Source organism: Bradyrhizobium sp. 482_C4_N1_8, assembly GCF_052075965.1.
Taxonomy (GTDB): domain Bacteria; phylum Pseudomonadota; class Alphaproteobacteria; order Rhizobiales; family Xanthobacteraceae; genus Bradyrhizobium; species Bradyrhizobium barranii.
Genome location: NZ_CP197231.1, coordinates 7,909,965 through 7,935,640 on the forward strand (window position 1 = coordinate 7,909,965; position 25,676 = coordinate 7,935,640).

20 protein-coding genes and 1 tRNA gene are annotated in these 25,676 nt (G+C 63.0%); 3 read left to right on the forward strand and 18 right to left on the reverse strand.

What is annotated here, in order from left to right; genetic code table 11:
• Window positions 1-38: 38 nt before the first annotated feature.
• The 6 genes from AB7Z56_RS37480 to AB7Z56_RS37505 form a co-directional block, all read right to left on the reverse strand.
• Window positions 39-1,472 carry a chromosomal replication initiator DnaA gene (locus tag AB7Z56_RS37480; RefSeq protein WP_283017709.1) on the reverse strand — a complete coding sequence of 478 codons (1,434 nt, stop codon included), beginning with the start codon at window positions 1,470-1,472 and terminating at the stop codon, window positions 39-41.
• Window positions 1,473-1,834: 362 nt separating this feature from the next.
• Entirely contained in the window at window positions 1,835-3,286 is a 1,452-nt protein-coding gene (locus AB7Z56_RS37485) for a tetratricopeptide repeat protein (protein ID WP_441256766.1), read from the reverse strand.
• A 36-nt stretch (window positions 3,287-3,322) separates the two neighbouring features.
• Window positions 3,323-3,466: a hypothetical protein gene (locus tag AB7Z56_RS37490; protein WP_166103377.1), complete on the reverse strand. Its 144-nt coding sequence runs from the start codon at window positions 3,464-3,466 to the stop codon at window positions 3,323-3,325.
• A gap of 874 nt (window positions 3,467-4,340) precedes the next feature.
• On the reverse strand, window positions 4,341-5,150 hold the full coding sequence (locus AB7Z56_RS37495; RefSeq protein WP_231143631.1) for a hypothetical protein: 810 nt from the start codon (window positions 5,148-5,150) through the stop codon (window positions 4,341-4,343).
• A gap of 96 nt (window positions 5,151-5,246) precedes the next feature.
• A tRNA-His gene (locus tag AB7Z56_RS37500) sits at window positions 5,247-5,323 on the reverse strand.
• Between the two features lie 191 nt (window positions 5,324-5,514).
• Window positions 5,515-5,949 carry a phasin gene (locus AB7Z56_RS37505; RefSeq protein WP_063985516.1) on the reverse strand — a complete coding sequence of 145 codons (435 nt, stop codon included), beginning with the start codon at window positions 5,947-5,949 and terminating at the stop codon, window positions 5,515-5,517.
• A gap of 702 nt (window positions 5,950-6,651) precedes the next feature.
• Here AB7Z56_RS37505 and AB7Z56_RS37510 point away from each other — a divergent pair.
• Window positions 6,652-10,098 (forward strand): PAS domain-containing protein, encoded by a 3,447-nt coding sequence (locus AB7Z56_RS37510; protein ID WP_231143632.1) that lies wholly within the window; start codon window positions 6,652-6,654, stop codon window positions 10,096-10,098.
• A gap of 317 nt (window positions 10,099-10,415) precedes the next feature.
• Here the strand turns inward: AB7Z56_RS37510 and AB7Z56_RS37515 are convergent, their stop codons facing one another.
• The gene (locus AB7Z56_RS37515; RefSeq protein WP_231143633.1) at window positions 10,416-11,858 is read right to left on the reverse strand and encodes an MFS transporter; all 1,443 of its coding nucleotides are present in this window, start codon (window positions 11,856-11,858) and stop codon (window positions 10,416-10,418) included.
• A 106-nt stretch (window positions 11,859-11,964) separates the two neighbouring features.
• Here AB7Z56_RS37515 and AB7Z56_RS37520 point away from each other — a divergent pair, with 106 nt between their 5' ends.
• Window positions 11,965-12,897, forward strand: coding sequence for a LysR substrate-binding domain-containing protein (locus AB7Z56_RS37520; RefSeq protein ID WP_063985519.1), 933 nt, complete (start codon window positions 11,965-11,967; stop codon window positions 12,895-12,897).
• 149 nt (window positions 12,898-13,046) lie between these two features.
• Here AB7Z56_RS37520 and AB7Z56_RS37525 read toward each other — a convergent pair whose 3' ends face one another.
• From AB7Z56_RS37525 to AB7Z56_RS37575, 11 genes are all read right to left on the reverse strand, one after another.
• Window positions 13,047-14,219 carry a thiolase family protein gene (locus tag AB7Z56_RS37525; RefSeq protein ID WP_063985520.1) on the reverse strand — a complete coding sequence of 391 codons (1,173 nt, stop codon included), beginning with the start codon at window positions 14,217-14,219 and terminating at the stop codon, window positions 13,047-13,049.
• Between the two features lie 189 nt (window positions 14,220-14,408).
• Window positions 14,409-15,998 carry a phosphoglycerate dehydrogenase gene (gene serA / locus AB7Z56_RS37530; RefSeq protein ID WP_063985521.1) on the reverse strand — a complete coding sequence of 530 codons (1,590 nt, stop codon included), beginning with the start codon at window positions 15,996-15,998 and terminating at the stop codon, window positions 14,409-14,411.
• 237 nt (window positions 15,999-16,235) lie between these two features.
• Entirely contained in the window at window positions 16,236-17,408 is a 1,173-nt protein-coding gene (locus tag AB7Z56_RS37535; RefSeq protein WP_028151805.1) for a phosphoserine transaminase, read from the reverse strand.
• A gap of 79 nt (window positions 17,409-17,487) precedes the next feature.
• Window positions 17,488-17,679, reverse strand: coding sequence for a hypothetical protein (locus AB7Z56_RS37540; protein WP_014492058.1), 192 nt, complete (start codon window positions 17,677-17,679; stop codon window positions 17,488-17,490).
• Window positions 17,680-17,852: 173 nt separating this feature from the next.
• The gene (locus tag AB7Z56_RS37545) at window positions 17,853-18,317 is read right to left on the reverse strand and encodes a GNAT family N-acetyltransferase (protein WP_063985523.1); all 465 of its coding nucleotides are present in this window, start codon (window positions 18,315-18,317) and stop codon (window positions 17,853-17,855) included.
• A gap of 30 nt (window positions 18,318-18,347) precedes the next feature.
• Entirely contained in the window at window positions 18,348-18,938 is a 591-nt protein-coding gene (locus AB7Z56_RS37550) for a glutathione S-transferase family protein (protein WP_063985524.1), read from the reverse strand.
• A 75-nt stretch (window positions 18,939-19,013) separates the two neighbouring features.
• Window positions 19,014-19,901 carry an outer membrane protein gene (locus AB7Z56_RS37555; protein ID WP_063985525.1) on the reverse strand — a complete coding sequence of 296 codons (888 nt, stop codon included), beginning with the start codon at window positions 19,899-19,901 and terminating at the stop codon, window positions 19,014-19,016.
• 169 nt (window positions 19,902-20,070) lie between these two features.
• Entirely contained in the window at window positions 20,071-20,901 is an 831-nt protein-coding gene (locus AB7Z56_RS37560) for an outer membrane protein (protein WP_063985526.1), read from the reverse strand.
• 228 nt (window positions 20,902-21,129) lie between these two features.
• Window positions 21,130-22,380: an MFS transporter gene (locus tag AB7Z56_RS37565; protein ID WP_063985527.1), complete on the reverse strand. Its 1,251-nt coding sequence runs from the start codon at window positions 22,378-22,380 to the stop codon at window positions 21,130-21,132.
• 296 nt (window positions 22,381-22,676) lie between these two features.
• On the reverse strand, window positions 22,677-24,020 hold the full coding sequence (gene glmM / locus AB7Z56_RS37570) for a phosphoglucosamine mutase (protein ID WP_063985528.1): 1,344 nt from the start codon (window positions 24,018-24,020) through the stop codon (window positions 22,677-22,679).
• Between the two features lie 218 nt (window positions 24,021-24,238).
• Window positions 24,239-24,406: a hypothetical protein gene (locus AB7Z56_RS37575; RefSeq protein WP_166103414.1), complete on the reverse strand. Its 168-nt coding sequence runs from the start codon at window positions 24,404-24,406 to the stop codon at window positions 24,239-24,241.
• Between the two features lie 119 nt (window positions 24,407-24,525).
• Between AB7Z56_RS37575 and AB7Z56_RS37580 the strand changes: the two genes are divergently transcribed.
• The gene (locus AB7Z56_RS37580) at window positions 24,526-25,662 is read left to right on the forward strand and encodes an alpha-hydroxy acid oxidase (protein WP_014492050.1); all 1,137 of its coding nucleotides are present in this window, start codon (window positions 24,526-24,528) and stop codon (window positions 25,660-25,662) included.
• Window positions 25,663-25,676 lie beyond the last annotated feature (14 nt).

Below are 25,676 nucleotides of genomic sequence, written 5' to 3' on the forward strand. Positions count from 1 at the left end.
AAGGGCCTTCTCTTATCATCGAGCTATCAAGAGCTTTATTACTTTCGTTTGCTGGCTGAGAGTTTTGGTATCGCATCAATCACTACAATCTCTGACGCGCGTTCGCCGCGCGCAAGTCGCCCTTCTCGAACTTTTCTAATCTCATTGAACTTATTGCCTCCATCTCCGTAGTCGATAATGACAAATACTGCGAAATCAGTTTGTGAGGCTGTTTTGTAAAATTCCAACTGCTTTTCGTATCCGTGCACAACGGTGCCACCGGATCGCTTCATTTCAACTAAGACGCGCGCCTGATAGCCGCTTGAAAACTTGAAGTCGATGGGGCCACCACCCATGTTTGCTTCAGGTGAGATGTCAACGTCGTTCGCTTTACAAAAGCAATCCGCGATCGCGTAGTAGATTAGTTGAGAGGCCCGTTCTTTCTTTGGCTTCCCGTTCACCCACAGCTCTTCCCACAGATTACCTGCCTCAACATGACGCCTAAACAGCTCAATGGTGTCGATGACCACACGAAATATCTCGTGCGCTCCGAGTTTGAGATTGTAGGCAGCCGCCTGCTTAAGGTCCGGAAGTCCGTTTGTGAGAATTTCTTTGAGGCGATAGTAGCCGAGCGCATCCAAGTTGGGGTCGTAGTTACTTACATTACCCTTTACGGCTGCTAAGAAGAAATCAAAGTCGGACGCTGACCCTAACGCGGCGGTACGCAGCGCAGCCTTCCGCTCCGCCACTGTCGGCTCCGCAATGCCTCCCAAGAGTCGGTTGACGCGTTCTCGGATACGCGCGTTTTCCATGGCTGCCCGCTCTATATCCGACCAATCATTCGCGATTGGCAAATCGCGCACGATGTCGGTCGGCACGAGAACGATGGGCACCTGCTTGCCTCTGGCGTTCACATATTTTGGCAACTTGTGAGTTGGACAAACGTCAAACGAGAAGACTGGCACCCCATGCGCTTGACAGAAAGCCTCTGTGATCTGCGCCAAGTCATCCATGATCACCGTTGTTGTCATATCGCTGATTGTATCAGGCCCGACATCCTCCTCGAAGAAGCCCATCAGAGAGATCATTTCCGGGTCGCTTGCGCCCAGCGTGATCACCTCCTTGCTTGTGCGGAGGATCGTTTCGCGAATTAGCTCTGGCCTCGAATTTCCTGATCGGCCGGTTCCGCCGTAGCCAAGTCCGTTTTCTGGCGGCTCGCTCAAGTCAAGCTGTCGTCGAGCACCTTTCCATGCTGCATCACCTTCGCCATTGGAGATTGCAAGCATGCGGACCAATATCTCGAAGTGCTTGCGAAATCGCTCGGCTGCGGCTGTTGCGATAATTTGGTTTCCGGACTTCGCTAGGAGGACCGGATCGATGAACAATGGTACGTCTACATCCACGAATGGATCTATCAGTCCGGCGGCCGCCAATGCTTGCGACTGAACTTTGAAGTAGGTTGAAAATAGGGTGGGATTATGCACGCGAGCCATGATGATGGCACTCTACTCGCGTCCTAATTGAATCCAAATGATACTTTGGCGATGATCGGCGAGAACGAGTGCGTACAAACTCAGGTGTGCGCCGCATCCTAAATTCGCTACCCAAAGGAAGCGAACAGAGTGGTTCGATTTAGAGGGTTAGTAAGACTGGTACAGTTGGGTGGGTACTGCCGCCGCTCAACTTTGTCTTTGATAAACCTAGCTTTTTTGCTCGCCAAAGATCGGCTTTTGCAGCGCGTTTTTGTATTCTTGAGAAGCTCGACGTAGCCGGAGCACGACTGGCACTGAAGCTTCACGACCATCTAATAGGGAAGGCACTTGCGTGCTCTGCGTCGGCTTCCAGAGCTTCTTCTCTATTCTGGCAGCCCTGCCTGCCGTAGCGCGCTGTTCATTTTCTCGATGTATTCGGGCTGAAAGCAGAACATTCGATAATAACTGTCGGCCTCGCGCATGGTGAAATCCGGGCGCAATTTCAGCAGCTTTCCGACCTCCGCCTTGGCCTCGTCGAACCGACCGAGAAACGGCAGCGCGTACGCCTGATCGAGATGACTGAGCCAAAAACCCTCAAGGTAGGCGTGCCGGAAATCCTCAAGCGCCTGTTGGTATTCGCCTTTCCACCAGTGTCGCTTTGCGGGCGCTAACCACCAAGCAAACGAGGCATTGGGACCCGCCAAGCGAATGGCCCTTTCGGCCATTGCGGTCCCGTCATCCCAGTCCCCCATGAAGGCGAGCCACATACCTCCTGAGAGGGTTCGCGCATCGTTGGAATTGAGCGCGAGGGCCTTTTCCAATTCTTGTCGGTACAGGTGGATTTGACATTTGGTACTCATCGCCAGAGCGTAGGTTCTTTGAGCGAACGCATCGTCGGGTGCAAGCTCCACGGCCCGTGTCGCGCCCCGTAAGATTTCCTCGTTCAAATACAGACGCTTATCGGTGTGTTGAATTTGGTCGGACGGTAGACCGATCCCCATGCTTCTTTGGTTAAAAAGAACAGTGGCGCGTGCTGACCACGCGAATGCGTTATTCGGCTGTCGCTCGGTAAGTCGCTTGGAGCACTCTAACGCTTTCAGAATTGCGGATGACAATCCACGTACAGACCCGACTACCGCATGAACAATACATTCATATGGACTGAGTTCGAAGACCGGCTTGTTCTGGGATTGCGAGTAATCTGCGTTCATAATTGCGCCGGGGTAGCCACCAATCTGCACGGCGGCGGCGTCGCCAATTTCGTACGCGGACGTTTCCGTTTGCACGCCTTCGGCATTCGCATCGAAGGACTTCGACCAAATCTCTGTACCAGTGCGCAGGTCCGAAACGTGGATATTCGCGCGAGCACCGCCGCCCAATGGATGAACCTCACCGCTCACCAGATAGTCGACTTGCGCCTTCCGGGCCGCTTTGATGGCATCATCACCTTCCTTTAGAAAGTTTGCAGCGGTTGCGCGCGGTATCACTCGCAAAGTGCTGAACCTGCCGAGGGAGGATGCAAGTTGTTGGGTTACCCTGTCGGCAAACGAAACAAGCCCCGGCGCGGCGATGGGGCTCGAAACAGGCAATACAGCTACTGAAGGCCCCTTCGAGACGATCAGACCGGTGGACGCGGCAGTCGTGGTCGTATCTCTGCCGACGTGGCTGTGCAAAATGTCCCATGCGTGCCAGTAGCCCGCGAGCCCGCCGACCACAGCACCAACGGACGCAATGATCGCGCCGAGTTTCCCAAGGCGAAGACGCAGGCGAGTGGAGAACGATGCGGATTTGCTATCGTTCAACTTCGGAGCGTCGTTTAGGGGCGTGTCTGCCACCGTCCACCGTTCCTCCGAACGTCAACCTTTGGAAAGTTACAACCAGGTTGCAAAGCTGTCCATATAAGGGTCTTCGTGGTAGCTGTCGGGCGCCTCGGGGTAGATGACATTCCACACGAGATGGTCACCGAACTCCCGCCAGTATTTTGCTGGATCGGGATTGGCCTCGTGCTGCTTCACGAACCAAACGTACCAGCGCCCAGCGAGTGCTATAGCGTTAAGCCTAGAGGCTGGCCTTCGCCATTCCTATGCGCCCGTAATGCAGCGATACGGGTCTCAATCTCAGCTAACCACTCGCCGTGCTGTGACTTCGCAAAGGGGATTGGCGTCCCGCTCGGTATCCGAAGCTGAGCTTCCCAGCGCACCCCATACAAGCGCTCATAGTCGTCGCGCACATCGGCCGGGATACCTTTTCGAGCGATAAAGCCGCCACCCTTCGCTCGAACTAACTCAACCATCCGCAATGCCATTTGTAGCGCCTTTTGTATTTTAGGCGGCGCAAATACATCAGGCCTATCAGTAAGTTGCTGGGAAAGCGGACTTATCCGCAACGGTGGTACAGTTGGGTGGGCTCGAACCACCGACCTCCTGTTCCCACAGACAGCGCCGAAGGGTCGACACGGGTTCGCTCAACTGTCAATCACAGGAGGCCTGCCACACGCAAAAGCCGCCAAGGTCTCCCTCGACGGCTCGTGCCGTTGCGTTTGCGTAGAGGTACTGTGTCGAGCGGTGCTCGAACGCAGCCCGTACTCGCTCTTATTGGACGCACGCGACCTTCAATGAGGGCCGGTGGGTGCGTTGCCAGTGTGCCGGGCCAACGATCCCCGATCCCTATGAGATGTGACTGGCGGCGATGCTCTTCAAGCGAGCACTGCTGTCCCATTCGATGAAATGGCAAAGCGCGTTTTCAATTGAGCACACTTCGATCATCATCAGCAATCAAGGTCAGCAACTGATCCACCACAACCCGGATACACGTGTCGAAACTCGTATCGGTGATGATTTCGCCGAGGGCGGAAGGGGTCTAGCGGCCTTAAAACGTGCGCCCGGCGTTCTACATGCTAGGCCTTCCGGAGCTAGGTCGGAGGGACCACTCTCGCTGCATCTCAAGGAAAACGGCCCGCCAACGGGTCACCGTCTTCGGCGCCGGCTTTGTTGCAAGCACGAAAGCCTCAAAAAGCTCCCAGCAACTCACACTGGGCGAGCGCGGCGCCCCGTCTGCGAACGGCGGGAAGGTATCGGGCCTCTCGTCACGGGCGTAGTCGCCATTCGCGCGCTTCTCCAATAGCTGGATTGCGGGCAACAGATTGTCGCTGACAGCGTCCACGAACAGCGCATGCGCGGTAAGGTTCAACGCCTTCCCCTCGTTGGCGAGGAAGGTTGCGACCCGCGCCAATTCGGCAATCTGCGGCCTCACGGCTTCCCGCACCTCTGGGTCATATTGCCAATCTGCGTGAGGGTCGGACCCTGGATCCTCTTCGTACTCGTCAGGCGCCTCTGGGCGGATCACATTCCACACGACGTGATCGCTGAAGTCCCGCCAGTACGTTGGCTTCCCTGGATCGGCCTCGTGCTGCTTCACGAACCAGTTGTACCAACGGCCCGCAAGCGCGATTGCGTTGAGCTTGGTGAGTGGTTGACCCTCGCCATTCCTTTGGGCCCGCAGGGTCGCGATGCGGGTCTCGACCTCGGCCTCCCACTCTCCGAGGCGGGCCTTGGCTTCGTGCTTAGGCGTACCGGCCGGAAGCCTGAGGTGCGCCTCGCGCTTGTGCCCATAGAGCCGTTGGTAGTCCTCGCGTACGTCCTCGGGGATGCCCTTACGGGCGAACCACCGACCATCTGCGGCTCGATTCAACGCGACCATTCGCAACGCCATTTGTGCAGCCTTTTGTATTTTAGGCGGCGCAAATCCTGCTGGTCTATCAGTAAGATGCTGGGAACGCGGTGTTATCCGCAATCTTGGTACAGTTGGGTGGGCTCGAACCACCGACCTCCTGTTCCACAGACAGGCGCTCTAACCAACTGAGCTACAACTGCATCCTTGCGAGCCGCCTTGGGCGCCTGGACGGGCCGTCGACCTAAGGGGGGCTGGACGGGGCGGAAACTAGGTGCAACGGGCGTTTTTGGCAAGGCCGCAAAACCCGAGAATCGCGCTTCCGACGAGGTTATTTCCAAAGCAAAACCCGGGCTCTAGGCCCGGGTTTCTTAATTTAAACCAGCCGGCCTAATCAGGCGGCGGGCTTGTAGAACTTCGAGGCAGAGGCCTTGATCGGCTCGACGGTCTCGGCGGCGACGCGCTGGGTCAGCTCGGCCAGCTCCTTGGCCTGGGACTGGAAGGTCTCGAGCTGGGTGCGGGTGTGGCCGGTCCACAGCTCCAGCGCTTCCGCCGGCGACTTGAGGCCGAACAGCTGCTGGGCGAAGTCCAGCTGGGCGCTGGTATTGGCCTTCATGAACTCCACCAGCTTGGCGGTGTACTCGCTCGCGCCCTTGTTGGCGGAGGTGAACACGGCCTCGACGGTGCCGTTGTGGGTCTCGGCCGCGTCCTTGAACTTGGCGTAGCTCTCGCGGGCCTGCGACACGCCCTTTTCGGCGAACGCACGCATCTGCTCGGGAACCTCGAACGGAATGATCGAGGCAGAAAACGGATCAGTCGCACCTGTCATGATGTCCCTCACGATAAAGAAAAAATGGAGTGAGCCTTCTGGCGCGCCCGCCGGCCCCGACCTAGGCCTCAAATTCAGCGGGAACGAACACTGGAACGCGATACAAGAAGATGGCTCGCCCAGCGCCGATCACTATCGCTGCCTAAGATGTCAACATTGTGCAACGCAAACGTGATCCGGGCTGCGCCGCGAAATTTAATCGCGGTCAGGGTGATGGTTCCGCCTGAGGGAACCCTGGGTTGAGGTAGTCTGGTGCCTGCTGGCCGCTCTCTTACCCTCCCCTGGAGGGGTCGAGACGAGCGGAGCTCGCTCGGGGGTCGATCGCGCAAAGCGCGAGCTGGGTGGGGTGATCTCTCCACTCGGGCACCGCCTCCATTGAGAGACTGTCACCCCACCTCGGTTCGCATGCCGCTTCGCTGCGTGTGAACCGATCCTCCCCCTCCAGGGGAGGATGGGCACCTGTGATGCCGCTGACGATCTGGCGCATTTCGCTGGGCTGCCCCGCCCGCGAATCCTGCGGATGCCGTTGGGCTGCGGCTTGCGGGGGCGGCTACATTAAGGTTATCGCGGCTTTAGGCTTGGCCGTGTAGACCGGAGCCGTGGACCTGCCTGCGCCTGCGCGCGATACTAACCCTTTCTTAAGGCTGTCATTCCGGCAGCCTTGCACCCTGATGTTGACAAGCGAGACTTGAAGCCGGTCGGATGACGAGTTCGGATTTCCAGTTGCGAGGCGTGGGCGATCCCCGGCTGGCCGTGCACGCGACCTCTCCGTTGCCCGCCTGGCTCTGGTCGATCGACGGCACGCGCGTGCTCTGGGCCAATCCGGTCGGCGCAAGGCTGTTCGGCGCGGCCCATGGCACAGCGCTCGCGGACAGGACCTTCGGCCCGGCGGACAGCCATCGCCGCCAGGTCGCCCGGCTCGCGCGCCGGCTGGCGCCGAACGGCGCGATCAGGCTCGAACGGCTGCACGGGTTCGGCGCCCGCTTGGGCATGCTGATGACCTGCGCCTGCGCCCGCCTCGACTTCGCCGATGGAAGCTCCGGCGTGCTCGTCACCGCGATGGATCCGACGCTGCGCTCCATGCCGCTGGTCGAACGCCTGCATCGTCTCGTCGAGGGCGCCAGGGTGCCGATGGCGGCGTTCGCGCCCGACGGCCTGTTCGTCGGCGCCAGCGAAGCCGCCCGCTCCCTGCTCGGCTTCCGCGATCTCGGCGATGCCGGCCTCGACCAGGCCCGCAGCGATGCGCTGATGAAAGGCCGCGCCGAGACGCCGATCGGCATCGGCCAGATGGTGCTGCAACGGGTCGGCATCGGCGCCGATGTCGGCCTGGTCGCGCTGATCGAGCCTGCCGCCCGGCCGGCGGCGCCCGATGTCGAAGAGAATAGCGCGCGCGAACAAGATGCTCAGCCCGCGCCCGACGCTCCGCCGGTCCCTCCGGCTGCGGTGCCGGACCATGCGCGGCCTGCGCGCCCGAACGAGGCCGCCTCCGGAATCGCGCTGTTCGACGCCTTCGCCGAGCCGGTCGAAACGCCGGCTCCGAGCGAGACCGTCCCGCCATCGGAGGCGATCGCGGACGCGCACGCCTCGAGCGACGCGATGCCGGAGGTCGTCACGATCCAGGAGGCGGCCGAAGCGCCTGTCCAGGAAACTGTCAGCGAAGCGATCGACGCCGCGCCCAAAACTCCGGTTGAAAACCCGCGAGAAGCCATTGTGTCGCCGCAGGCCGCGCCGATCACCTCACACATGGTCGAACCGCCGCCAGCGGAGCCGTCCGCACCGCGTCAGCATCCGCTGCGCTTCCTGTGGCAGGTGGATGCGGAGGGGCGCTTTGTGCTCGGCTCAGACGAGTTCATCCACCTGATCGGCGCACACACCGCCGCCGGCTTCGGCCGCCCCTGGCGCGAGATTGCCGACGAGTTTGCACTCGACCCTGATGGCCGCGTGGCGCAGGCGCTTGCAAGCCACGACACCTGGGCCGGGATCACCGTGAACTGGCCGGCCGACGGCGGCGAGCATCTGCCAGTCGAGCTCGCGGGCCTGCCGGTCTACGACCGCGAGCGCAATTTCGCGGGCTTCAGGGGCTTTGGCGTCTGCCGCGATCTCGACGGACTGAACCGGCTCGATGCGCTCAGGCGCTTTGAGCTGTTGGCCGCGCCGCCCGCACAGCACGGCCTCTCCGCCGACGTCGTCGAACTGGATCCGGAGCCGGAGCCCATGGCGGAGGCACCGCCTCCGCCGAGCGAGCCGCCCGCACCCGAGCCTGAGCCTGAGCCGACACCTGAACCCGAACTGCCCGAACCCGTAGCCGACGCGAATTCACACCCAACCGATCCGGAAACACCAGTGGAAACGCCTCCCAATGTCGTGCCGTTCCGCCCGCCCGGCGATGCGCGATCGCCGACGCTGACCCCGGTCGAGAACAGCGCGTTCAACGAGCTCGCCCGGCAATTGTCCGAGCGCCTCGAACGCGAACGCGAGACCATTGCCGCCGTCGCGTCCGAGCCGCCGACGGCGGAAACCACGCCCGAACCTCCGATGCCGGAGCCCGAGGCGCCGCAGGCGCCGGCCGAATGGCTGACCGAACCGGCGCCGCCCGCGCAGGGCCACAGCGTGCGCGACCGCGCGCTGCTCGATCTGCTGCCGACGGGCATTTTGATCTACCGGCTCGACCGGCTGCTCTACGCCAACCCCGCCTTCCTCGCGCGCATGGGCTATTCCAATTTGGGCGCGCTCGAGGATGCCGGCGGGCTGGACGCGCTCTATGTCGAGCCCGGCGTGTCGTCGGCGAGCAGCACGTCGCAAGCCGGCACGCCGGTGACGATCAGCGCGACGGTGGCGAACGGCGAAGAGCCGCTTCCGACCACCGAAGCGCATCTGCACACGATCGACTGGGACGGCGCGAGCGCGCACGCGCTGATCTGCGCGCTGCCGCAAGCGGCGCCCGTCGTTGTTGCGCCAGTCATCGCGCCGCCTGTCGTCGTCGAACCCGTCGTCGCGGAATCCTTCCCCTACGCGCCCGAACTCGAGCCCGAGGCCGGCGATGCCGACGCCCAGGATCTCGCCGCGATCCTCGACACCACCGCCGAGGGCATCGTCATGTTCGATGCCGAAGGCAACATCCACGCCTGCAACCGCAGCGCGGAAGCGCTGTTCGGCTATGACGGCGAAGCGCTGATGCAGCGGAACCTGGTGACGCTGTTCGCGCCGGAGAGCCAGCACGTCGTGGTCGACTATCTCGAGAGCCTCAAGAGCCAGGACATCGCGAGCCTGCTCGACCACGGCCGCGAGGTGCTGGGGCGCGAGAAGAAGGGCGGCGTCATTCCGCTCGCCATGATCATGGGCCGCACCAGGCCCGACGGCCCGAACTTCTTCGCCGTGTTCCGCGACCTCTCGCAGAACAAGAAGGGCGAGAGCGAGCTCAAGAACGCCCGCCGTCTCGCCGACGGCGCGGCGAATGCCAAGGCCGACATGCTGGCGCGGATCAGCCACGAGATCCGCACGCCGCTCAACGCCATCATCGGCTTCGCCGAGGTGATGATCTCCGAGCGCTTCGGGACGCTCGGCAACGAGCGCTACGGCGAATACATGAAGGACATCCGCGCCTCCGGCGAGCGCGTCATCACCATCATCGACGATCTGCTGGAGCTGTCGCGGATCGAGACCGGCAAGCTCGATCTCAATTTCGCCAACCTCAATCTCAACGATCTCGTCGAAGCCTGCGTCACGGTGATGCAGCCGCAGGCCAACCGCGAGCGCATCATCATCCGCACTTCGCTCGGGCATGCGCTGCCGCAGGTGAGCGCGGACGCGCGCGCGATGCGGCAGATCACCATGAACCTGATCTCGAACTCGATCCGGCTCGCCAGCGCCGGCGGACAGGTCATCGTCTCGACCGCGCTCACCGACCGCGGCGAGATTGCCCTGCGCATCCGCGACACCGGCCACGGCCTGAGCGAGCGCGAGGTCGCCGCCGCGATGGAGCCGTTCCGCACGCCACCGCCCGGCGATGCCGCGGACAGTTCGGCGCTCAGCCTGTCATTGACCAAGGCCCTGGTCGAAGCCAACCGCGCCCGGTTCAACATCAAGAGCGCAGGCAATTCCGGCACGCTGATCGAGGTGGTGTTCGCACCGGTGGCGGTGGGGGCTTAAGTTGCCTTCAACCTCTCCCCGCCCTTCTGCGGGGAGAGGTCGGATCGCCCCCGGCGACGCGCAGCATCGTCCGGCGCGATCCGGGTGAGGGGCAGGGCAACGTGCAGCCACGATGGGCGGTCCACCCGACATCTCTGATGCCGCCGAACCCTTCATACCCTCAACTCAAATCAAGCCTGTGGAGACAGCCCCTCACCCCACCCTCTCCCCGTAGGAGCGGGGTGAGGGAGCGAGAGAGCGGCGCGTCCCTTACTGTTCAACCAAAACTCATCTCGCTCTCTGGCAAAGCCCAAGCAAAAAGGGCACGGCGCGCGCCGCTATGCAGCCTGTTTCCCGTCCATGAGCCAATAGACGATGGCGGTCAGGGCAAGGGTCGATGCGCCTGCAACGATGAACGCGGCGAGATAGTCGCCATTCGGGCTGAGTTGCAGGGCCGCGCCCAGAAGCGCGATCCCGAAGCTGAAACCGATTTGCCGCATCGTGACGCAAATGGCCGATGCGGTCGCCGCACGATCGCCGGGAACCGCCGACACGGCGGCGGCGGTGATCTGAGCGTTGATCACGGCACAGCCTGATCCGCTGACCAGCAACGCGATGACGGTCATGGCCAGCGTGCCCGGCCCCGCATGTGCGCCGGAGATCGCGCCAAGCGCCAGGTCAGCCACGCCGATAAGAGCGAGACCACCACAGAAGAACGACCGTGACGGGATGCGGGTCGTCAAGGCCGCGCCATAGCGCGGCAACACCATCATCGGCAACGTGAGCGCGACCAGGAGCCAGCCCGCCCCGAGCGGACTGAGTCCCAATGGTCCGCGCGCCAATTGCGGCACGTAGACGAGCAGCGACCAGAATCCGGTCGATCCCGCGATCGGGACGAGGCACATCGCGATGAATTGCCGGGATCCGAACAGCTTGAGATCGAACGCCGGGTTGGGGTGCCGGCGTTCCACCCAAACGAACAAAAGCAGCGCAATCCCCGAAGCGGCGAGGCCCGCCAGGAACGTCGCCGACGCGATGCCGCCGAGCGCGGGCGCTTCCAGCAACATAAACGCGAGCGTCGCCGACGTGATCGCAAGAAGGCCGGCACCGAGCCAATCCACCTTGGCGCTCGAACGCTGCTGGTCGAGCCCATTGCCAATTCTGCACAGCACCAGAACAACCAAGAGTGCGCAAAGCGGCAAGTTGACCCAAAAAATCCAACGCCACCCGATCGTATCGGCCAGCAACGATCCGAGCGGCGGGCCAGCGACCATCGAGGCACCGACGATCGTGCCCCAAAGTCCAAACGCCCGCGCACGGCGAGGCCCCTCGTAGGCACCGGCAAGGAGGGCGGACGAGGTGCTGGTGATGCAAGCACCGGCGATACCTTGCAATGTGCGGAATGTCAGCAGAACGTCGAACGTGGTCGCGCACGCACACAGCAGAGAAGCCAGGCCAAACAGCCCTGCACCCCAAGTGAACATTTGAACGCGTCCGTATCTGTCGGCAAGGCTACCTGCAATCGGCAGACAGAAGATCAAGGCAAGGCTATAGACGTCGATGGCCCAGGCCGCTCGCGCGGAAGCGGCGCCGAGGTCGCGGCCAATGTCGGGCAAGGCAGCTGCCAGAGCGGTCAGGTCGACTTGAAACAGAAAGCCGCTCAAGCACGCTGCAAGCAGCGTCGCCGTTTCCAGGGACATGCGATTGCCGCGATGGCCGTCGTCGGCACGCCAACTGGCGCTCCGCGTTTCATCATCATTCTGCTGGGGTTTGTCGAGCATGATCGTTGCGGCCTCCATCGAGCATGGATGGCCGGGCAACAGGCTCTGGTCGAATGATGGTTCCTCAAAAGCTCATGAATCTGTATCATGGCTTGAGGAGACCGAGATGCCACGCCGCTTGCCACCCTTCGCACCCCTCGTCGCGTTCGACGCCGTCACCCGCCATGGTTCATTCACACGCGCCGCGGCGGAGCTGGGCGTCACACAGAGTGCGGTCAGCCATCAGATCCGAAAGCTGGAGGACCATTTCGGGGTCGCATTGTTGCAACGGCAGAACCCGGGGATCGGGATAACACCCGCCGGCGCGCAGCTCAGGCAGGAGCTTGCGGCAGCACTCGACGCGCTTGGTGCGCTGGATGCTCAGGTGCGGCGGCGCTCGAACCGAACGACGTTGCGCGTGGGCGCGAGCTCGGCGTTGGCAACATGGTGGCTCGTCCGCCGTCTGCCGGACTTTACGGCGCGACATCCGTCGATCAACGTTGATCTCAAACCACTGGAGACAGGGGACAGCTCAAGGCGGCCGCTCGACGTGCGAATTGTCTGGAACGCGAGCGAAGACGCACGGCGGACGTCGACGCAATTGCCGCTGTTTTGGGAGCGGATCTTTCCCGTCTGCGCACCGCACCTGTTGCCCCGGCGGCGTCCCTTGACCGACCCCGACGGCCTGCTGGCCCTGCCGCTCATCCACAAAGGCGACAACGCGACCGGCGACTGGGGCTGGCCCTCCTGGTTCAGACGCCTGGGATTGCCGAAATCGGGCGCTGCCGCCGGCAGCCTGACGCTGGACGACATGGGAATGTGCATGTCGGCTGCGGCCGAGGGGGCCGGCGTGACACTGGGGCGCTCGCTTCTGATCGCAGATGCGGTTTCGTCTGGACGCCTCGTGTCCGCACTCGCCAATTACCCCACAGTCGAGTGCACAAAAATTCAGGTTGCCCAGTGGCCAGCCGATCTGATCGGCGATCGCAGCGTCGAATTGTTCGTGAACTGGCTCGCCGAGCAAGCCGAGACGACCGTGAAGAATATGTCGGCTGCCTAGTCCAAGATGCGTCTTGCTGTCGCGAGCGGCGCGCGATCATGCCGCGCACCGTGTCCAGGAACCTGCTGACCTCGAGCTTGAGGCGATTGCTGCAACGAAAAAGGCACGGCGCTTGCGGCGCCGTGCCTTTCTCATTCACGTGGCCTGGCTCAGCTGTAGATCTCGAACAGGCCGGCGCCACCCTGGCCGCCGCCGATGCACATGGTCACGACGCCCCACTTGGCCTTGCGGCGCGCACCTTCCTGGAGGATGTGGCCGGTGAGACGCGCGCCGGTCATGCCAAAGGGATGACCGATCGCGATCGAGCCGCCGTTGACGTTGTACTTGGCGGGATCGATGCCGAGCTTGTCGCGCGAGTAGAGGCACTGGCTGGCGAAGGCCTCGTTGAGCTCCCACAGATCGATGTCGTCGATCTTCAGGCCGGTGCGCTTCAGCAGCTTCGGGATCGCGAACACCGGGCCGATGCCCATCTCGTCCGGCTCGCAGCCGGCCGTTGCCCAGGCGACGAACCGGCCGAGCGGCTTGAGGCCGCGCTTCTCGGCATCCTTGGCTTCCATCAGCACCACGGCGGCGGCGCCGTCCGAGAGCTGGCTGGCATTGCCGGCGGTGACGAACTTGCCGGGGCCCTTCACCGGCTCGAGTTTTGCCAATCCTTCCAGCGTGGTTTCAGGACGATTGCACTCATCGCGATCGACGACGTAGTCGACGATCGATTCCGCCTTGGTCGCCTTGTCGACGACCTTCATTTTGGTCTTCATCGGGACGATCTCGTCCTTGAACTTGTTCGCCTGCTGGGCCGCGGCCATGCGGCGCTGCGATTCCAGCGAGAACTCGTCCTGGTATTCGCGGCTGAGCTTGTAGCGCTCGGCGACGATGTCGGCGGTGTCGATCATCGCCATGAAGATATCGGGTGCGACCTTGAGCAGCTCCGGATCGATCGATTCCTTCGGCGAGCCGCCGCCCGGGATCGAGATGCTCTCGACGCCGCCGGCAACGATGCAGTCGGCGCCGTCGGAGCGGATCGAGTTGGCGGCCATCGCGATGGTCTGCAGGCCCGACGAGCAGAAGCGGTTCACGGAGACGCCGGCCGTGGTCGTCGGCAGGCCGGCGAGCAGCGCGGCCTGCCGGCCGATGTTCGGCGCGCCATGGGCGCAATTGCCGAGATAGCAATCCTCGACATAGTCCTTCTCGACGCCGGCGCGGTCGACCGCGTGATGAATGGCATGCGCGGCCAGCGACATCGGCGGCGTGATGTTGAACCCGCCGCGGCCGGACTTGGCGAGGCCCGTGCGTGCATAGGAAACGATGACGGCTTCACGCATTGTCTTCTCCCTTTTCGAACGATTTTGAACGGAGCGTCCTGGACGCCATTGGTACACAAAGTTCGACTGGCTTGGGAGAAATAAAGCGGGCCGCAGCATTAACAAAAACGCCGCCCTCTCGGGAGGGCGGCGTGGTTGTTCCGCAGGTCGGAATATATGACGGCCGTCATTCCGTGGCGCGCGAGCGCCTCAGAACGTCAGTGCCTTGACCTGCTTGACCTGCGGCAGGGCCTGCACCTTGGCGAGCAGATCGGGCGGCACGACGCCATCGACCTCGATCAGCGCGATGGCATCGGAGCCCGGCGCGACGCGGCCGAGATGGAAGGTCGCGATGTTGATCTTGGCGTCGCCCAGCAGGCTCGCGAACTTGCCGATGAAGCCCGGCTTGTCCTCGTTGGTCACGTAGATCATCGACTTGCCGAACTCGGCGTCGACGCGGATGCCCTTGACGTCGACGAGGCGCGGCTTTCCGTCATGATACACGGTGCCGGAGACCGAGCGCTCCTGGCGCTCCGTCGCCACCGTGACGGTAATCAGGCTCTCATAGTCGCTCTGGGCGGCGCGCACGATCTCGTCCACCACCATGCCGCGCTCCTTGGCGACGACGGGGGCGGACACCACGTTGACCTCGCCCAGCATCGGCCGCAGCAGGCCCGACAGCACGGCCGAGGTGATCGCCTTGATCTTCATCTCGGCGACGTGGCCCTCATAGGTGATCTGCACCTTGAGGATGCCGGATTCGGTCAGCTGGCCGGCGAACGAGCCGAGCTTCTCGGCGAGCGAAATGAACGGCTTCAGCTTCGGCGCTTCTTCAGCCGTGATCGACGGGAAGTTGACGGCATTCGAGATCGCGCCGGTGAGCAGGTAATCCGACATCTGCTCGGCGACCTGGAGCGCGACGTTCTCCTGCGCTTCCGTGGTGGAGGCGCCGAGATGCGGCGTGCAGATCACGTTGGGATGGCCGAACAGCACGTTCGCGTTCGCCGGCTCCTCGACGAAGACGTCGAAAGCGGCACCCGCAATGTGCTTGGAGTTCAGCGCATCGACCACCGCCTGCTCGTCGACGAGGCCGCCGCGGGCGCAGTTGATCAGGCGCACGCCCTTCTTCATCTTGGCGATCGCGGATGCGTCGATGATGTTCTTCGTCTTCTCTGTGAGCGGGGTGTGCAGCGTGATGAAATCGGCGCGCTTCAAGAGGTCGTCGAGCTCGACCTTCTCGACACCGATGTCCTTGGCGCGCTCCGGCGACAGGAACGGATCGAAGGCGACGACCTTCATGCGCAGGCCGAGCGCGCGGTCGGCCACGATCGAGCCGATGTTGCCGCAACCGACGACACCGAGCACCTTGCCGGTGATCTCGACGCCCATGAAGCGGTTCTTCTCCCACTTGCCGGCCTGGGTCGAAGCGTCGGCCTGCGGGATCTCGCGGGCGAGCGCAAGCATCAGCGTGATGGCGTGCTCGGCGGTCGTGATCGAATTGCCGAACGGCGTGTTCATCACGATGATGCCCTTGGCCGTGGCGGCGGGAATCTCGACATTGTCGACGCCGATGCCGGCGCGGCCGATCACCTTGAGGTTGGTCGCCTTCTCGAGGATTTTTGCGGTCGCCTTGGTCGCGGAGCGGATGGCGAGACCGTCGTAATTGCCGATGATCTCGGCAAGCTTGTCCTTGTCCTTGCCGAGGTTGGGCTGGAAGTCGACCTCGACACCGCGATCCTTGAAGATCTGCACGGCAGCGGGAGAGAGCGCGTCGGAAATGAGAACTTTGGGTTTGGTCATGGGGATGATCCTTCGCCTTCCCTAACGGGAGGATCGGCCTGCGACGGCCGGAATTGAGTGAAGAAGCTTTGTCTTCCCCCTCTCCCCGTTCTTACGGGGCGAGGGTTGGGGTGAGCGGCAGCCACAGGCGAAGGTGCAAGCGGAGAGAGCCCCTCACCCGGATTGCTGCTGGACGATGCTTCGCATCGCCAGGCGCGATCCGACCTCTCCCCGTAAGAACGGGGAGAGGTGAAAAAACTAAGCTGCCTTGGCGAGCTGTGCCTTGGTCTCGGCGAAGGCCCAGTCGATCCACTGGGTCAAGAGCTCGACGTCCTTCGCCTCGACGGTGGCGCCGCACCAGATGCGCAGGCCGGCCGGCGCATCGCGGTAGTAGGCGAAGTCGTAGCCCGCGCCTTCCTTCTCGACCAGCGCGACCAGCTTCTTGGAGAAGTCGGCCTGCGCGTCCTCGGAGAGCGAGGTGATCGCGGGATCGGTGAACTTCAGGCACACCGAGGTGTTGGAGCGGATCGCGGCGTCCTTGGCCAGGAAGTCGATCCAGGGCGTCTTCGCCTTCCAGTCGGCCAGCACCTTGGTGTTGGCGTCGGCGCGCGCGATCAGCGCCTTCAGGCCGCCGATCGACTTGGCCCAGTTCAGCGCATCGAGATAATCCTCGACGCACAGCATCGACGGCGTGTTGATGGTCTCGCCGACGAAGATGCCTTCGTTGATCTTGCCGCCCTTGGTCATGCGGAAGATCTTCGGCAGCGGCCAGGCCGGCTTGTAGGTCTCGAGCCGCTCCACCGCGCGGGGCGACAGGATCAGCATGCCGTGCGCGGCTTCGCCGCCGAGCGCCTTCTGCCAGGAGAAGGTGACGACGTCGAGCTTGGCCCAGTCGAGCGGCTGCGCAAACGCGGCCGAGGTGGCGTCGCAAATGGTCAGGCCTTCGCGGGTCGCGCTGATCCAGTCGGCGTTCGGTACGCGCACGCCTGACGTGGTGCCGTTCCAGGTGAACACGACGTCGCTGTTGGGATCGACCTTCGAGAGATCGGGGATTTCACCGTAGGCAGCGTTGAGCTTGGTGACGTCCTTGAGCTTCAATTCCTTGACGATGTCGCTGACCCAGCCCTCGCCGAAGGATTCCCAGGCGAGCGTGGTGACGGGCCGCGCACCGAGCAGCGACCACAGCGCCATCTCGACCGCGCCGGTGTCGGACGCCGGCACGATGCCGATGCGATAATCGGCGGGCACTTCAAGCACTTCGCGCGTCAGATCGATCGCGAGCTTGAGCTTGGTCTTGCCGACCTTCGCGCGATGCGAACGGCCGAGCGCTGCGTCCTTGAGATTTTGGGCGTTCCAGCCGGGGCGCTTGGCGCAGGGGCCGGAGGAGAAATGCGGCACGTTCGGCCGCGAAGCGGGCTTCGCTACAGTCATGATCTACCCTTCCAGATAGTAAGCCTCCCGTTGGGGGGAGGTGTCCCGCCGCGGCTGATACGGGAAACGGGAAGAGTCGTCAAGGAAGTTCCGGCGTCTCACGCTGGAGTGAAGGCGCTTCCGGCGCAATCTTGGGGGATTCGACCACGGCAAGCGCGTTCAGCAAGTCCGTGGCATCGCTGATCAATTGCGCGGCACGACGGCGGCTGCCGACTTTCAAAATGCATTTGTCATTGGCCTGCACGACGTAATCGTTGCCGACTTTGATCATGGAATAGCTTGTCATCGAAATCCCCGAACCGACCGAGCCCGGTGTCTGACGCTGCCGTAGCACCGTTCGTTCCCGGCTCAACGTGAACGACGGCTGGGTAGTTTACCGGCTCTTAATATGAACGAATGCGCGATCCGAATTTGCTGATCGCGCAAGGCTCGCGACGAGCTGCGTCAAAAGCGGACAGTCATACCGACGTGACTCGCAGCGAACCCGAGCCGCTTGTAGAAGCGCTGCGCGTCTGTTCGCGTCTGATGCGTCAGCAGTTCGACCAGATTGCAGCCGCGCGCTTTCGCTTCCGCGACCGCCCATTGCACCAGCTGCTCGCCGATGCCGCGGCTGCGACAATCGGAAGCAACGCGGACATCTTCGAGCAGACCGCGGATGCCGCCTTGCGTGCTGATGCCCGGCAAGATCGCAAGCTGCAGGCAGCCGACCACCCTGCCCTCGCTCTCTGCGACCACGAGCGTGAGATTTTGATCGCGCGCGACCCGCTCGAACGCCTGGTAATAGGACTCAGGCAGCGGATCCTCCACGCGCTCGCGGGCGCGCCCGAGATGATCGTCGGCAAGCATGGCGACGATCGCCGCAACGTCCTCGCGGCGCGCGGGACGGATGGAGACGGACTTCTCGTTCATGTCGGGAAACTCCAAGAATCAGCGCGACTCTCAGCGCGCCGGTGGAAGGCCGAGCCAGGCTTCGGCCTCGCCGATCCAGCGGCGGATGGCGGCATGGCGGCCGAGATCGAAGCCACCTTCATGCGCGAGGCGGGTATAGGCGAGCAGCGAGACGTCGGCGAGCGAAACTTCCTCGCCGGCGAAGAAGCGGCTTGCCGCAAGATGCTGCTCCATGCGGTCGAGCGCCGCATAGCCGCGCTTGACCTTGTCAGGATCGAGCTCGGACGCATCCTTGCCGAGATAGACCAGCTGGAAGCGGCACACCGCGATATAGGGCTCGTGGCTGTACTGCTCCCAGAACAGCCATTCGTCCATCTTGGCCGCAGTGAAGGTATCGCGCGGAACGAGCGCGCTGTCGCGGGCGAGATAGCGGATGATGGCATTGGACTGCGCCAGCGTGCGGCCGTCGTCGAAGGCGACAGTGGGCACCTGGCCGGCGCCGTTCATTTTCAGGAATTGCGGCGTGCGCGTCTCACCCTTGCGGGTGTCGATTTCGATCCAGTCGTAGGGCAATGCGAGCTTGTCGCAGACCCACTTCACCTTGAGACAATTGCCGGAATTGGTGTCGCCGTAGATCTTCATCGCCGTCGCCCCGTTTTGGAGCGACAGAGCATCAGGACGGAGGGAACCTGTCAACCGCGGCGCGGCGAAGCAGCGTCAGAACTTGTAACCGAGCCCGACGCGCGCATTGTTCAGCGTCACCGACGTGTTCATGACGGGAGAGAACTTCACGTATTCATATTCCACCCGTGCGAACAATCCTTCCCACAGGCAGTATTCCAGTCCGAGACCGGCGGTCCAGCCGACCACGAAATTGTTGGTCCTGTGCTGGGTCTGCGTCTGCGACTGCGCCAAAACCTGGTGCGGCGTTCCGATGATGGTGATGACGTTACCGAATGCGTCCTGCACGGTCGCATCCTGACGCAGCTTCACATCGCTCGTCACGGTGCGGGAGACGTCCATGCGGCCGACGGCCGCGCCGGCGAACGCGTAAGGCATGAAATCGCCACCGTCCCAACCCACGCGCCCGCGGAGCGTGACCATGTCCTTGACGGTCGCTGCGGCGGTGCCGGTCAATGTCGTGAGATAGTGGTTGGTCACGCCGGTGGGCTGGACGTCACCAGGCGGGTTGACGATATCGAGCGAATTGGAGCCGGACGACTGCGAGGAAATCTTGTTGAAATAGGTGTAGGTGCCCTCGAGGCCGAGAACGGCATCGTACCATTGCCAGTTGCGGCCGACGAAGCCGCCGAAATTTGCGCCTTGCGTCGTGGTCTTGTTGAGGAGCGACCACGACGACGTCGGCCCTTGCAGCACGCTGTCGCGGAAGATGAAATTGGTCAGGCCGACGACGCTCTGGCTGAAATCGGTCGATGCCGAGGAGTAGCCGAAGCTGCCGCCGGCATAGACGCCGTCCCAGTTGCGCGTCGTCTTCGACAGGCCGTCGGTGAAGCCGCCGCGCAGGATGGGCAGATCCGGCATGTCGGCCGCTTGCGCGGCAGACACCGTCCCCAACATCGCCGCTGCCAACATCAGCCTACGCATTGCAACGCTCCATCGAACTCGAACTTTCACTCGTGATCATGGCTCGTTAACCTTAACCAATGGTTGCGCCTGACGTTTTCGTCGCCGCTCGCCATGAAAAAAAATGCAAAGCAAAACGGCGCGGGATGATCCCGCGCCGTTAAGAGACGTTAAGCGATGGAACTGACGATCAGCCTTTGGTGACGAGCGGCGGCATGTAGGTCGGCGGGCTGCTCAGATCCCAACGCACGCCGAGTTTCACGTCATGCGAAGTGATATCCTTGATCTTGATCGTCGACGGACCCGAGATGCTATTGTCGTAGGCGCGGAAGTTGCCGGGATTGGCGTCGCCGAGATCCATGTAGCTGTAGGCGAGTTCGACGGTGAAGCCGGGGCTGACCTTGTAGGCAAGACCGGCGTGGGCGGCCCAGGCGAAATTCCACTTACCGTTGTCGGCAAAGTAGGTTGCGCTGCTGGACGGCACGCCGCCAGCGATCTGAATGCCGTCGTCACGGAATCCACTGAGCTTGTTGTAGGAGCCGCCGACACCAGCACCGACGAACGGGGTGATACACCACCAGGTGCCGAGATCGACATAGGCATTCGCCATGACGACCCACTCCGACTTGCTACCGGAGTAGCTGTCGGACCCGACGAAGCCGGGTGCGATGACGTTGTCCGCACCGTGCAGATTGGCCCTGCCGCGATACTGGCCGATCACGTCGGCGCGGAACCAGTTGTTGAAGCGATAGCCGACGCCGAGGTCGAACAGCGGCGAGGAGTCGAAGCCGAGTCCCACCGTGGTCGTCGGGAACGTCTGCGCGGTCGCGCTGTCGATCCGCTTGGCGCTCTGGTTGGTCATGCCGATGTCGCCGCGGAGATACCAGCCGCCGAAGTCGGCGGGCGGAGCCGGCGGCGCGTACATGGGAGGCGGAGCGGCGATCGGCATATCGGCGGCGAACGCCATCGAAGAGATGAGGGTCGCCGCACCTGCGGCAAGGAGAGACTTAACGCTACGCATTTGGCTTCGTCCTTATGGCCGGTGAGGCAAAATGCTGACGCCCCACGTTCTGGAAACTCACGGGAAGACGATGGCACCAAATGTTTAAGCGCCACTTAACCCTAATTTTTAAGGTTGATTTTTTCTCACCACTCGCGCGCATGCGGCAGAAGCGTTGCAAAAATGCGGCGCCCCGACGCACCAATTGCTAACGATTGATGAAGCCGCAACGCAGCGAAGCAGGATTTGTTAACGCAGGTGCCGCGGCAGCTTGGGCAGGAACACCGCAAGCAGGCCGATCGCCGGCAGCCAGGCACAAACCTGGTAGACGAACTCGATCGAGGTATGATCGGCGAGCTTGCCGAGCACGGCGGCACCCAGACCGCCGATGCCGAAGGCAACGCCGAAGAACACGCCCGAGATCATGCCGAAGCGGTGCGGCACCAGTTCCTGCGCGAACACGATGATCGACGACGTCGTCGAGGAGATGATCAAGCCGATGATCACCGACAGCACCGCGCTCGCATAGAGCCCGGCATAGGGCAGCGCCAGCGTGAACGGCAGCGCACCGAGGATCGAGATCCAGATCACGATCTTGCGGCCGAAGCGATCGCCCAGCGGACCGCCGAAGAACGCGCCGACCGCATTCGCGGCAAGGAAGATGAAAAGATAGATCTGCGCCGCCTGCGTCGACACGCCGAAGCGGTCGATCAGATAGAAGATGTAGTAGCTCGACAGGCTCGAGACGTAGAGCTGCTTCGAGAACAAGAGCGCCACCAGCACGGCAAGCGCGACCGCGACGCGGCGCGAGCTCGGCGCGTCGGGATGGGCCTGAACCGTCGCCGTCTTCTTCGCCTTGATCTGCGGCTCATACCAGCGGCCGATGCGCCAGAGGATGAGGATCGCGAGGAACGCGATCGAGGAGAACCATGCGATGCTGCCCTGCCCGAACGGCACCACGATCAACGCCGCCAGCACCGGCCCCATCGACGTGCCGAAGCTGCCGCCGAGCTGGAACACCGATTGCGCAAAACCGTAGCGACCGCCGGAGGCGAGCCGCGCGATGCGCGCGGATTCAGGATGAAACACCGCCGAGCCGAGGCCGACCAGCGCGGCAGCAATCAGGATGACGAGATATTGGTGCGCGGCGCTGAGCAGCAGCAGGCCGAAGAAGGTCGAGGCCATGCCGATCGACAGCGAATAGGGCTGCGCCTTCTTGTCGGTGTAGTGCCCGACCACCGGCTGGAGCAGCGAGGCCGTGAACTGGAAGGCCAGCGTGATCATGCCGATCTGCGCGAAGTCGAGCGCGTAGGTGTCCTTCAGGATCGGATACACCGAGGCGATCAGCGACTGCATGGTGTCGTTGAGGAAGTGCGAGAAGCTGATGCCGGCGAGCACGACATAGGCCGGTCCTGCGGCAGCCCGTGCGGCGGGCGCCACGTCGCTGACGACGACCGGTTCGGTCAGCGTTTCCTCGGAGACGACGACAGGCTTGTTCAATGGAGCATCCTGGCGGGCACGGCAGATTGCCGCACCGCCTAACTACGATGCCGGCTGCGGCCGATCCACCGCCAATCGTCGATGGCTGGAATGCACGTGCCGGATTCACCGCGAGGCGACACGCCCTGCTTGGTTCGAGACGCCCGCCGTTGGCGGGCTCCTCACCATGAGGGTCCGGGATTTCGTAGCCCGGATGGAGCGAAGCGTAATCCGGGACGTCTATGTCCGCGAGCGCGATCCCCGGATTTCGCTGCGCTCCATCCGGGCTACGATCGTGCTTCGCGTAGCGATGCGCCTCAGGCCGCCGCCTGTCCGAGCGCGGAGACGATGGTGTCGACGACGTCCTCGACCAGCAGGCGGTCCTCGCCCTCGCCCATGACGCGGATCACGGGCTCGGTGCCGGACGAGCGGATCAGAAGGCGGCCGTGGCCGTTGAGCCGCTTCTCGCCGTCGGAGATCGCGGATTTGACGTCGGAATCCTCGAGCGGCTTGCCGCTCTTGTAGCGGACGTTCTTCAGGATCTGCGGCAGCGGGTCGAAACGGTGGCAGACCTCCGACACCGGCCGGCGCAGCTTCTGCACCACGGCCAGCACCTGCAGCGCCGCAACGAAGCCGTCGCCGGTGGTGGCATAGTCGGACAGGATGATGTGGCCGGACTGCTCGCCGCCGAGATTGTAGCCGCCTTTCAGCATCTGCTCGAGCACGTAGCGGTCGCCGACCGGCGTGCGCACGAGATCGAGCCCCTGCCCCTTGAGGAAGCGTTCGAGGCCGAGATTGGACATCACGGTGGCGACGATGCCCGGCCGCGACAGCCGGCCGTCTTCCTTCCAGCTCTGCGCGATCACCGCGAGCAGCTGGTCGCCGTCGACGGTGTGGCCGCGCTCGTCGACCAGGATGACGCGATCGGCGTCGCCATCGAGCGCGATGCCGATGTCGGCGCGCATCTCGCGCACCTTCTTCGACAGCGTTTCCGGCGAGGTCGAGCCGCATTCCTTGTTGATGTTGAAACCGTCGGGCTCGACGCCGATCGGCACGACGTCGGCGCCCAATTCCCACAGCGCTTCCGGCACCACCCTGTAAGCGGCGCCGTTGGCGCAATCGACCACGACGCGCAGGCCGTCGAGCGAGAGATCGCGCGGCAGCGTGCGCTTGGCGAATTCGATGTAGCGGTCATGCACGCCGTCGATACGGCGGGCGCGGCCGAGGCTCGCGCTCTGAGCGAGCCGCTTGTCGAGGGATTCGTCGAGCAGCTGCTCGATCTGCTTCTCGACGTCGTCGGAGAGCTTGAAGCCCTGCGGGCCGAACAGCTTGATGCCGTTGTCCTCGAACAGATTGTGCGAGGCCGAGATCATCACGCCGAGATCGGCGCGCATCGACTTGGTCAGCATCGCCACCGCCGGCGTCGGCATCGGGCCGACCAGCAGCACGTCCATGCCGACCGAGGTAAAACCCGCGACCATCGCATATTCGATCATGTAGCCGGACAGACGCGTGTCCTTGCCGATCACGACCCGGTGGCGATGGTCACCACGCTGAAACGCAAGGCCTGCGGCCTGGCCGACCTTGAGCGCGAGCTCCGGCGTGATCAGTCCGTTGGCGCGGCCCCGGATCCCGTCCGTCCCGAAATATTTGCGGCTCATATCGTCCCCCACGCAACAACCAGGGACCCCTCTACAACTACGGGATGCCCGAAAGGGACCCGCATCCCTGATTTGCTGAGACGTTATAATGCCTTCGCGGCCAACTTGGCTTCAAAAAATGTGATTAATCATTACGGGACCGGGCCCAAGGCGCCCCGGTAACTTATTGTTAGCACTATATTTCCGGCCGACAGGGCGGAACGGAGCGGAACCCGCCCCTAGTCGGAGCGCTTCACATGGCCGTCCTGGCGGCTCGGCGCCGGCTGGGTGACGTTGACGGGATCGGACCCCGGGAAGGTCTCTTCCAGACCCTCCTCCAGCGCGTCGTCGAGATCCTGCTTCTCCTTGATCTCTTCCGGTGTCGGCTGGCCGCGCGGTTTGCTCATGGCGCCCTCCTCCCAAACGATTTGGCTGTGCATCCAACCATGCTAGATGACCCCTCGATCTTCCGATGCAAGACTTCTGAAGCAAGACTTCTGATGCAAGACGGGCCGGGGAAACGTTCATGAAGCACATCACCTGTATCGACGATCTTCGCACGCTGCATCAGCGCCGCGTGCCGAAGGCGTTCTTCGACTATTGCGACCGCGGCTCCTATGCCGAGGAAACGCTGCGCGCCAACCGCGAGGACATGCAGGCGATCAAGTTCCGCCAGCGCGTCCTGGTCGACGTCTCCAGGCGCGACACCTCGACCATGATCCTCGGCGAGTCGTCGACCATGCCGTTGATATTGGCGCCCGTCGGCCTCCTGGGCATGCAGCATGGCGACGGCGAGATTCACGCCTGTCGCGCCGCGCAGGCCGCCGGCATCCCGTTCACGCAGTCGACGATGTCGATCTGCTCGATCGAGGACATCGCCGCCAATGTCGAGAAGCCGTTCTGGTTCCAGCTCTACGTGATGAAGGACCGCGGCTTCATCAAGGAATTGATCCAGCGCGCGATGGCGGCGAAATGCAGCGCGCTCGTGCTGACCGTCGATCTCCAGGTGATCGGCCAGCGCCACCAGGACATCAAGAACGGCATGACGGTGCCGCCGGAATGGTCGCTGTCGAAGCTGATCGATTTCGCCACCAAGCCGGCCTGGGTGTCGGGCGTGCTGCAGGGCAAGCGCCGCACCTTCGGCAATCTCGCCGGTCATCTGAAGGTCAGCGACGACATCACGTCGCTGTCGACCTGGATCAACTCGCAGTTCGACACCTCGCTGAACTGGAACGACATCGAGTGGATCCGCAGCATCTGGCCGGGCAAGCTGATCCTGAAGGGCATCCTCGACGTCGAGGACGCCGAGCTCGCTGCGAAGACCGGCGCCCAGGCGCTGGTCGTCTCCAACCATGGCGGCCGTCAGCTCGACGGCGCGCCGTCCTCGATCGAGGCACTGCCGGAGATCGTCGACGCGGTCGGCTCGCAGATGGAGATCATGTTCGACGGCGGTGTCCGCTCCGGCCAGGACGTGATGCGCGCGCTCGCGCTCGGCGCAAAGTCCTGCATGATCGGCCGCGCCTACGCCCATGGCCTCGGTGCCGGCGGCCAGGCCGGCGTCGCCAAGGCGATCGACATCATCCAGAAGGAGCTGCTCACGACCATGGGCCTGTGCGGCGTCAACAGGATCGACGAGATCGACGATCACATCATTGCGGTGTGAGGCGTAGCGGCAGC